Source organism: Sphingomonas sp. (assembly GCF_031380695.1).
Classification (GTDB): domain Bacteria; phylum Pseudomonadota; class Alphaproteobacteria; order Sphingomonadales; family Sphingomonadaceae; genus Sphingomicrobium.
The window spans coordinates 1-9,278 of the sequence record NZ_JANMWY010000179.1 but is presented as its reverse complement, the minus strand read 5'-3'; the positions used below and the strand labels follow the sequence as shown (position 1 = coordinate 9,278).

Sequence of the window (9,278 nt, the reverse complement as noted above, 5' to 3'; positions counted from 1 at the left end):
GATCAGCGAGGCCATGCCGTCCTCAACCCCGCCGGTAACGAAGATGATCCGTTCGCGCAGCAAGCGCGAGAAGATGTCGAAGCTGCGCTCGCCGCGGTTCGATTGCTCGATGACGATCGGCACGAGGCCGCCGACGATATCCAGATGGTCCATGAGTGGTGCGTGTCCTTGGGTGATGCTCCGCCCTACATCGGGGCAAAGCGAAGCCGGTTCAAGCGGTGACATGAAAAGGGCGGCCAGCATGAACTGACCGCCCCCCGTTCACTTGATCTCGAGCGAACGACTACATCTTGTAGCTCAGGCGAACGTAGCCGAACTGTCCGGGCACGTCGTAGGTCGTCGGATCATAATTGGGGCCGGTGCAGCTAAAGCAGGCCGGAGGATCCTGGTTAAAGACATTGTTGACACCCAAGGTCAGCTGAAGGCGGCGATCCATGAACGAATGGCCGAGCTGGACATCGCCATAGACGGTGCTCTTCAGCCGCTTGCCGTCGGCTTCACGAACCGCACCGATATAGCGGCCGGTGAACGAGGCGGTGAACGCGCCCAAGGTCCAGTCGAGCGTGCCGTTGCCCTTGAACCGTGGATAGGACTGGTCGGGGAAGCCGCGCGTCGTGCCCAGATAGCTGGTTGTGGTGAAGCCAACCTGAGCGGGGAACGTCTCGGTATATTTCTTGAGGAAATTGCCGTTGATCGTCAGGCCGAACGCCCCTGCCTCGGTGGTCCGGGTGCGGACATTGGCGATAACGTCGATCCCGCGCGTACGGATGCTACCGATGTTCTGCAGCTGCGCATTGATCCGCGAGATCAGGCCGTTGGGCGTGCGCGTGATGGCGGCGCAGCTCAGCGCATCACCGCTGAAGGCGCAGCGACTGAGCGTCAGCTGCGCGTCGACCGGCGCGATCGCATTGGCGACCCGGATGCTGTAGTAGTTGAGCTCAAGATTGAGCTGGCGGAGGAACCCGCCGCGCGCCCACGCCGGCGAATAGACGCCGCCGAACAACAGCGTCCGTGAGGTCTCGGGCTTCAGGTTGAGGTTGCCACCGGTGAGGACGCCAAGCTGCCCGCCGTTGGCCTCCTGATAGCTGCCATCGGCCGGGACGCCGTTGGCGATGCAATTGGCGCGGACGGTGCTATTGGTCTGGAACGGCGAACCGGCGACGTTGGTGCACGGATCGTCGATCGGCGCGTCGGCACGCGAGGCGGCCCCGAACAACTCACCGATCGACGGTGCCCGGAAGCCCGTCGCATAGGAACCGCGCAGGAGCAGGTCGTGGACCGGCTTCCACGTGCCGCTGGTGGTGTAGGTGGTCGTGCTTCCGCTCCGCGAGAATCTCGCGTGACGCACGGCGCCGTCGAACTCGAGCGAGTAGAAGAACGGCACTTCCTTGAGCAACGGCACGCGGACTTCGCCGTAGAATTCGTTGGAACGGTAGCTGCCACTGGCGGGCAACGAGGGAATGTCCGAACTCAGCCCCGCCGCGGTGATCGGATCGGGATCGAAGCTGCCTTTCTGGAAACGATGCTCATAGCCGACCGCGAAGCCGACCGGGCCAGCCGGCAGGTCGAACAATTCGCCGCTGAGGTTGGCGGTATAATCATTCAGTAACTGCGAGCTGCGGTTGCGCTCGGTGTAGGTGATATAGGCCAGCTGGTCCGCGGTGATCGACCCCGCCCCGCCGAAGATATTCACCGGCACGCACGGCGCGGTGCACGCGGTGACCGGGCCAAGCGCACGTTTGAGGTTGGCGGCGTTGACGTTGCCGGTGAAGGACTGGCGCGCCTTGTTTGAGCCGAACACCGCGCTGACGTCCCAGAACCATTTGTGCGCACCGACCTCGAACGACCCGTCGAAGCCGGCCGTGACCGACCTCGTCTTGACCGATTGCGTGTAGGTCCGCTGGCCGGCCTCGACCAGGCGTCGGCGGACGGTCGAATAATTCGCCGGCGGATCGCCGGGGTTGCCCGCCGACAGCGTACCGAACGGGTTGTACGGGTTGCTGGCGTCGATGGTGATCGTGTCGAGCAAATTGCCGTTGCCCGCGTCGGGTCCGATGAACAGCGGCAGGAACGCTGCCTGATTCTGCGACTTGCGACGCGAGTAGAGAGCGCTAACGTGGAAATTGATGTTCGACGTCAGCTCCTGCTTGACGTTGACGAACCCGCCATAGCGTTTGGACGGGGTCAGGAAATAATTGAAGGGCGCGAAGTTGAACCGGGCTGCCGAGCTGAACCGGGTGAAGTCGCCGCCGACCAGCGTCGGATCATAGACCGGTCGTCGCCCGATCACTGGCGCTCGCAGGGTCAGTCTCTGCCCGTTGACGTCATAGCGGCCGAGCAACGGCGCAGTGCTGCAGCCGCCGACCGGATCGGAGCAGCTAGTCTGCCCTGGGTTGGGGAATTGCGAGATCGAGCGGTCGCGCGTGCGCACCGCCTCCTGCTTGACGTAGCTGCCACCGAACACGATGCTCGTGGTGGGCAGCTTGATGCCATAGCTGATGTTGTAATCCTGGGTGTGGCCGTCGCCCTGGCGGAAGGTGCCGAACTGGCCCGACGCCTGCAGGCCCTTCTGGCTCGACTTGGTGATGATATTGACGACGCCGGACAGCGCGTCCGACCCATAGAGCGGCGACTGGCCCGATTGAAGCACTTCGATCCGCTCGATCATGCTGGCGGGAATGGTGTTGAGATCGACCGTCGAGGGAATGCCGCTCGCGCTCGCGCCGTTGACGAAGCGCAGGCCGTCGACGAGCACCAGCGTGCGCTTGGCGCCAAGATAGCGCAGGTCGATTTCAGCAGAGCCAGCGCCCACGCCGCCGCCGTCGGGCGGGTTGCCGATGTTTCCGCTGTTGTTGACCTTGGTGTTGAGGCCGCCGGCTGCACTCGGCAGCCGCTGGAGAATGTCGGCGACCGCCGACAGGCCCGTTTGCGCGAGCGCATTCTGGTCGAGGATGACGACCGGCGAATCTTGGTTGAGCGGGTCGCGGCGGATGCGTGAACCGGTGACGACGATTTCGGTGCCGACATCGGCTTGAGCGACCGTCGTATCAGCCACGGTCGGCGAGGTGGTCTGGGCGCTCGAGGCGCTGGCGATCATCATCGCGGTGAGCGAAGCCGTGGCGCGGAGTGCGATCGACGTTCTGGTCATGGTGTTCCCCCTTGTCGCGTCCGCTCGAGCGGACGGCGGTTCGAAAGGGAAAGGCTAGTCAAAGCCGTGGAACGCGAACAGTGTCAGTGTGAGTTTATCGACACAATCCAGCGCAACTGGTGCGCAAAAGCTACACCTGCCCCGGTGCGGAATGCGCGAGATAGGCGAGGCGTCGGACTTCGCGGCGACCGCGCGTCACCGTATCGAGGATCAGCCCGGCGAACAGGCACAGCACGGCGATGATGACCAGCCCGGTGATCAGGATCGCGGTCGGGAAGCGCGGCACCAGGCCAGTGTCGAGATAGGTCAGGACCAATGGCATCGCGAGGACCAGCCCGAGCAGCAGCAGCAGCGCGCCGATACTGCCGAAGAACAGCACCGGTCGCTCGATGCGATAAAGGGTGACGATCGTCTTGAGGATCCGCCAGCCATCGCGATAGGTTGACAGCTTCGACTCCGAACCCTCTGGTCGCGCGGCATAAACCGTCTCGACTTCGCCGACCGGCATGCGCAGTTCGAGCGCGTGGACGCTCATCTCTGTCTCGATCTCGAACCCGGACGACAGCACCGGGAAACTCTTCACGAACCGCCGCGAAAACACGCGATAGCCCGAGAAAATATCGGTGAAACTGCGCCCGAACAGGCCCGACAGCAGCCCGGTGAAGATCTTGTTGCCCAACACATGGCCGCCTCGATAGGCCTCGGCATGCTCATGCTTGCGCGTGCCGACGATCATGTCGAGTTGCTCGCCGAGCAGCATCTCGACCATCGGCGGCGCGGCGACCGGGTCATAGGTCAGGTCGCCGTCGGCCATGATGTAGACGTCGGCGTCGATGTCCGCGAACATCCGCCGGACGACATTGCCCTTGCCCTGCTGGCGCTCGGTGCGGACGACCGCACCGGCGGCCGTCGCCAGCGCGACCGTGCGATCGTTGCTGTTATTGTCATAGACGTAGATCGTCGCGACCGGCAGCGCAGCGCGGAAACCGGCAATCGTCCGCTCAATCGCCGCCTCCTCGTTATAGCAGGGCAGCAGGACGGCGATTCGTGGCGGTGACGGCAATGACATTCGAATCCCCGTTCGAGCTGGGCTCATCGAAGCCCTGTCCTACTTCTGGTTAAAGAAGTGAACAGTCCTTCGATGGGTCAGCGCGAACAGCGGTTCGACATCAGGCCTTCGTTTTCTTCGCCGCCGACTTTTTTGTTGTCGGAGCATCTGCCTTGTCGGCAGCGACGGAGACGGCGGGCTTGGTCGCCTTTGCCGCCGGTGCCTTCGCGCCAGCGCCATCCTTGACCGGCTTCGCGGGCTTGGGCGGAGCATCGGCGGCGGTTACCGTATCCTCTTCGGCCGGGACAGCCTTCGCTGTCTTGGGCTTTGACGCAGCCTTGGCCTTCTTCGCCGGCTTGGCGTCGTGGCCATGGTCGTGCCCGCAATCCGGCCCGTGGACATGCCCGTCCTCGGACTCCAGGTCGGCCTCTATTTCGGCCCGAGTCACGGCGCGATCGGTGATCGTTGCTTTCTCGAACAGGAAATCGACGACCTTGTCCTCGTACATCGGGGCGCGCAGCTGGGCGGCGGCCATCGGGTCCTGCTGGACATATTGGATGAACCGGTCGCGATCCTTGGGCTGATATTGCGCCGCAGCCTGACCAATCAGACGGTTCATTTCCTGCTGGTTGATCTCGACGCCATTGGCCGAACCAATCTCCGACAGCAGCAGGCCAAGGCGGACACGGCGCTCGGCGATCTCGCGATAGTCGGCGGCCTCGCTCTCGATCTCGGCCAGCGCCTTGGCGGTGTCGTCCTCTTGCTCGGCCTCCTGGCGAAGCTGGGCCATGATGTTCTGATATTCTGCATCGACCATCGTTGCCGGTACATCGAAGTCGTGGCTGTCGGCCAGCTGGTCGAGCAGACGGCGCTTCATGTGGGTGCGGGTCAGGCCGTTCAGCTCCTGCTGCTGCTGATCGCGCAGCAGGCCCTTGAGCTTCTCGAGGCTTTCCAGCCCGAGCGTCTTGGCGAAATCATCGTCGGCCTTGGCCTCGCCTGCCACCTTCACTTCGGTCGCGGTGATGGCGAAGGTTGCCGGCTTGCCCTTCAGGTTCGCCGCCGGATAATCCTTGGGGAAGGTGACATTCAGGTCGCGGCTCTCGCCCGCCTTGATGCCGACCAGCTGATCCTCGAACCCTGGGATAAGCTGGCCCGAGCCGATCTCGACTGCCATGCCCTCGCCCGTCCCGCCCTCGAAGGCCACGCCGTCGGCGGTGGTGCCCTTATAGTCGAGGATGACCTGGTCGCCGGTCGCGGCGGCATGGCCCTTCTTGGCGGCGGTGAAGCTCTTCTGTGACGCCATCAGCTGGCTCAGCTGGGCATCGACCGCGGCATCGTCGACCTCGACCGTCAGGCGCTCGAGCGTCAGCTTGTCGATCTTCGGCGCCGCGATCGTCGGCAGCATTTCCAGCTCGACGCGAACCTCTGCGTCCTTGCCATTCTCATATCCGTCGACGAGCTCAACCTGCGGCTGCATCGCCGGGCGGATCTTCTGTTCGGCCATCAGCGCCTGGACGCTGTCCTGCACTGCCGTATTGAGCGCGTCGGCGGCGAGCGCTTCGCCATGCATCTTGCGGATCAGGTTCGGCGGCACCTTGCCGGGACGGAAGCCAGGCATCTTGACCTGCGGCGCCATGCGCGTGATTTCGCCATCGACGCGGGCGGCGATGTCCTTGGCGGGGATGGTCAGCGTGTAGGCGCGCTTGAGGCCTTCGTTCTGCGTTTCGACGGTCTTCATGATGCGTATCTGTTCCCGGTTACATTCATCTGGCTGAGCGCAGGGAGGGGTGGTGCGGGCGAAGGGACTCGAACCCCCACATCTTGCGATGGCAGGACCTAAACCTGCTGCGTCTACCAATTCCGCCACGCCCGCGCGGACGCTCAAGGGCGCGGCCTATAGCAAGGATGTGGCCAAGGGCAAGCGATTGGGCCAGCGATTGCCACGGCAACCGTCGCGCAGCCAAATCGTTGTATCGGAAAAGGAGATGATGATGCCCGATACGCTGCCCGGCCAGGACCCCGCTCCGGCTTCACCGCCGCCCGCCCAGCCACCGACCATGCCGCCCGAGGCGCCCGATCCGGGTCCCAATATCGACGTTCCTTCACCGACGTCGCCCGGCACCGAGCCGCCCGCAACGCCAACCGGCCCGATCGCCTGATGGCCAGCGCGCCGCCGCTGCCGGGCGTACCGACTCCTGAGCCCGAGGAGCCGGAAGTTCCGATGCTGTCGGGCGAGCCAGCACCGCCGCCGACTCCCGATCCGGTGGTCAGCGTGCCGGGCAGCTGATCCTGGGTACGCCGGCCAGGCATTTGCCGTCCATCGCCCCGATTTGGATCGGCAGCCCGATCAGCGCCGCCAGCGTAGGAGCAATGTCGATCGTCTCGACCGGCGCATCGCTCGGCACCGGGGCCATGCCCTTGCGCCAGATAAGGATCGGCACGCGGCGGTCGTAATCCCACGCGCTGCCGTGCGTCGCGACATAGTTTCTGGTATCAGCGATCGGCGTGATGCGCGGCTTGAGCAGGACGACGAGGTCGCCCGACCGCCGGTCGTCGAACGAGGCCCGCGCCCGCTCGATCACGGTCCAGCGATCGGGAGCCGTTCGAGGCAAGGGCGTGCGCTTGAGCTGGGCGTGGCTGAGCACCGCCTCGACTTGGGGATGCTTGCGATAGAGCGCGAGTGCTTCGGCCTCCGCGCGCTTGCGGTTCGCTGGCGCCAGCGCCTTGTCGAAATAGACGTCGCCGAACGGCGAGTCGCCGACCAGGATCGGCCCGGCCAGTCCCAGCTTGGCGGCGATGATCTTGCCCATCTGTCCCGGCGACAGCGCTGGATCGACCCGAGACGCACCGGTGATGCCCGCCTCGCGCTCGCGTTCGGGGATGTCGTTGCCGCCATGGTCGGCGGTCAGCAAGACTGCATAGTCGAGCCCCTGCCGGTCGAGTTGAGCGAAGAAGTCGCCAAGATCGCGGTCAAGCGAGAGCAGTTGCAGGCACATCTCCTGCCCCTCGGTGCCATAGCTATGCCCAACATAATCCGTCGCCGACGCGCCGATCGCGATGAGGTCGGTCGCCGCCCCCTGCCCCAGCTTCATCTCGCCGATTAGCCCGGCAGCCAGCGCCAGCGTCGCGCCATCGAACTGCGGCGAGGCACGGAAGCCCTTGGCGTCCCCGGCGGCGCGGGCGAAGGCCCCGCCCCCAACCGGCTGGCCGCCACCTTCGACCGGAACGACCTTGGCCTTGGCGCTACACAGCGGCGGCGGTTCGAGCGGATCGGCCAGCGTTTCGATCAGGCGCGCGACGGTCGAATTGATCGCGATGACCGAGCGCGGCAAGGGTACGCCGCGCAGGTCGCTGCTGTAGCGCTTGCCGTCCCAATACCAGCGCTGGTCGGGGCGCTGCCCGCTCATCATGACCGCCGCGCGATCCTTGCCGGCGACGGCGACCGAGCGACTGGCAGGAGAGGCAGCCTTCAACCGCTCGCCCAGCGTCGGCACCCGCAGGTGCAGCGGCGAGACGGTGTAGCTGCTGCTCGACGAGCCCGGGACGCGCTCGTCCTCGGCACAATAGACCGACTTGTCGGAGCGCGCCTGCGACTGGTCGAACCAGGCGTTGGCAATGATCCCGGTCCGCGCCGGGCGGTCGCCGGTGAGGATGGTCGAGTGGCCGGGACAGGTCTCGGTCGCGGCATGGCCCTGATAGCCGTTGCGGAATGCGGTGCCGCCCGCGAGTCGCGCGAGACCACCGGTAAAGCTGGCGCGATATTCATCGAACAGATCGGCGGAGAATTGATCGACCGAGATAACGACGACCAGCTTGGGCGCGTTGGGAACGAGTGTCTTTGCGGCTGGCACCGCCGCGCTGCATGCGCTGGTGACGGCTAGGGTGGTCAGCAGGCAGGCCGTTATTTTGCGCATGACATCTCCCATTCGTCGCCCGGGATGACGCTAATCAGCCAACTTTGCCTTCAACCGCTCGTTGACCACGCCCGGATTGGCCTTACCCGCCATCGCCTTCATCGTCTGTCCGACGAAGAAGCCGAACAGCGCTTCTTTGCCCGCCTTGTACTGCGCGACCTTGTCGGCGTTGGCGGCGAGGATAGTGTCGATGATCGAGTCGATTGCGCCAGTGTCGCTGGTCTGCTTGAGACCCTCGCGCTCAACGATCCGGGTCGGATCGTCCCCGGTTGCAAACATGAGTTCTGCAACCTGCTTAGCTAGCGTGGACGAAAGAGTCCCGTCTGCTACGAGCGCCATTAGCTCCACGACCTGACGCGGAGAGACGTCGATGTCCGTCACGCTTTTGCCCAACCGCTTGGCCGCTCCGAAGAGTTCAGAAACGACCCAATTTGCTGCCGAAACATCCAGTCTTGGCAGCTGTGCTCCGTCAAAAACTTTATCAAGGAACGCGCCTCCGGCCGCGAGTTCCGTTTCCTTTAGAATATCGTCGAATTTATCGGCAATCTCGACTTCCGCCGTAAGAACGGCGGCTGTGTAAGCAGAAATTCCAAGCGCTTCATACCGCTTACGCTTGGCATCGGGCAACTCGGGCAGCGACTCCCGGCACGCCGTCAGGAAATCCTCGTCGAGCTCAATCGGCAGCAGATCGGGATCGGGGAAATAGCGATAATCATGCGCATCCTCCTTCGACCGCAGCGTGCGCGTGACGCCCTTGTCGGGGTCGAACAGCCGCGTCTCCTGGGCGACCTTGCCGCCGCTTTCGATCAATTCGACCTGACGACGGGCCTCAAACTCGACCACGGCCATGACGAAGCGGACCGAATTGACGTTTTTGGTCTCGGTCCGCGTGCCCAGTTCATCGCCGACCTTGCGCACGCTGACATTGACGTCGGCGCGCATCGATCCTTCTTCCATATTGCCGTCGCACGATCCAACGTAGCGCAGAATTGCCCGCAACTTGCGCAGATAAGCTCCTGTTTCGGCAGGCGAACGCATGTCCGGCTTGCTGACGATCTCCATTAGTGCGACGCCCGAGCGATTGAGGTCGACATAGGACATGGTCGGATGCTGGTCGTGCATCAGCTTGCCCGCGTCCTGCTCGATATGAATCCGCTCGACCCCGATC

The 9,278-nt window shown here is 64.2% G+C and carries 8 protein-coding genes and 1 tRNA gene; 2 read left to right on the top strand and 7 right to left on the bottom strand.

Annotated elements, in window-relative coordinates:
* From RMN84_RS06750 to RMN84_RS06730, 5 genes are all read right to left on the bottom strand, one after another.
* Nucleotides 1-153 (bottom strand): ATP-dependent Clp protease proteolytic subunit (locus tag RMN84_RS06750; protein ID WP_309611420.1); only part of this gene is annotated, 153 nt, incomplete at its 3' end.
* A gap of 130 nt (nucleotides 154-283) precedes the next feature.
* On the bottom strand, nucleotides 284-3,148 hold the full coding sequence (locus tag RMN84_RS06745) for a TonB-dependent receptor domain-containing protein (RefSeq protein WP_309611419.1): 2,865 nt from the start codon (nucleotides 3,146-3,148) through the stop codon (nucleotides 284-286).
* A gap of 130 nt (nucleotides 3,149-3,278) precedes the next feature.
* Complete coding sequence (locus RMN84_RS06740) at nucleotides 3,279-4,217, bottom strand: glycosyltransferase family 2 protein (protein WP_309611418.1); 939 nt, start codon at nucleotides 4,215-4,217, stop codon at nucleotides 3,279-3,281.
* A gap of 100 nt (nucleotides 4,218-4,317) precedes the next feature.
* On the bottom strand, nucleotides 4,318-5,934 hold the full coding sequence (gene tig / locus RMN84_RS06735) for a trigger factor (protein WP_309611417.1): 1,617 nt from the start codon (nucleotides 5,932-5,934) through the stop codon (nucleotides 4,318-4,320).
* A gap of 50 nt (nucleotides 5,935-5,984) precedes the next feature.
* Nucleotides 5,985-6,069, bottom strand: a tRNA-Leu gene (locus tag RMN84_RS06730).
* Nucleotides 6,070-6,187: 118 nt separating this feature from the next.
* Here RMN84_RS06730 and RMN84_RS06725 point away from each other — a divergent pair.
* Nucleotides 6,188-6,355, top strand: coding sequence for a hypothetical protein (locus RMN84_RS06725; protein WP_309611416.1), 168 nt, complete (start codon nucleotides 6,188-6,190; stop codon nucleotides 6,353-6,355).
* Nucleotides 6,355-6,483 (top strand): hypothetical protein, encoded by a 129-nt coding sequence (locus RMN84_RS06720; RefSeq protein WP_309611415.1) that lies wholly within the window; start codon nucleotides 6,355-6,357, stop codon nucleotides 6,481-6,483. The genes RMN84_RS06725 and RMN84_RS06720 overlap by 1 nt, the downstream gene beginning before the upstream one ends.
* Here RMN84_RS06720 and RMN84_RS06715 read toward each other — a convergent pair.
* Together RMN84_RS06715 and gatB are read right to left on the bottom strand one after the other, a co-directional pair.
* The gene (locus RMN84_RS06715) at nucleotides 6,464-8,110 is read right to left on the bottom strand and encodes an alkaline phosphatase family protein (protein ID WP_309611414.1); all 1,647 of its coding nucleotides are present in this window, start codon (nucleotides 8,108-8,110) and stop codon (nucleotides 6,464-6,466) included. The genes RMN84_RS06720 and RMN84_RS06715 overlap by 20 nt on opposite strands.
* A gap of 30 nt (nucleotides 8,111-8,140) precedes the next feature.
* Nucleotides 8,141-9,278, bottom strand: a 1,138-nt coding sequence (gatB, locus tag RMN84_RS06710) for an Asp-tRNA(Asn)/Glu-tRNA(Gln) amidotransferase subunit GatB (protein WP_309611413.1), incomplete at its 5' end; no start/stop codon positions are given.

Excerpts from the sequence above, each read along its gene's own strand:
- RMN84_RS06745 (WP_309611419.1), bottom strand. The coding sequence starts at position 3,148 with ATGACCAGAACGTCGATCGCACTCCGCGCCACGGCTTCGCTCACCGCG.
- RMN84_RS06740 (WP_309611418.1), bottom strand. The coding sequence starts at position 4,217 with ATGTCATTGCCGTCACCGCCACGAATCGCCGTCCTGCTGCCCTGCTAT.
- tig (WP_309611417.1), bottom strand. The coding sequence starts at position 5,934 with ATGAAGACCGTCGAAACGCAGAACGAAGGCCTCAAGCGCGCCTACACG.
- RMN84_RS06725 (WP_309611416.1), top strand. The coding sequence starts at position 6,188 with ATGCCCGATACGCTGCCCGGCCAGGACCCCGCTCCGGCTTCACCGCCG.
- RMN84_RS06720 (WP_309611415.1), top strand. The coding sequence starts at position 6,355 with ATGGCCAGCGCGCCGCCGCTGCCGGGCGTACCGACTCCTGAGCCCGAG.
- RMN84_RS06715 (WP_309611414.1), bottom strand. The coding sequence starts at position 8,110 with ATGCGCAAAATAACGGCCTGCCTGCTGACCACCCTAGCCGTCACCAGC.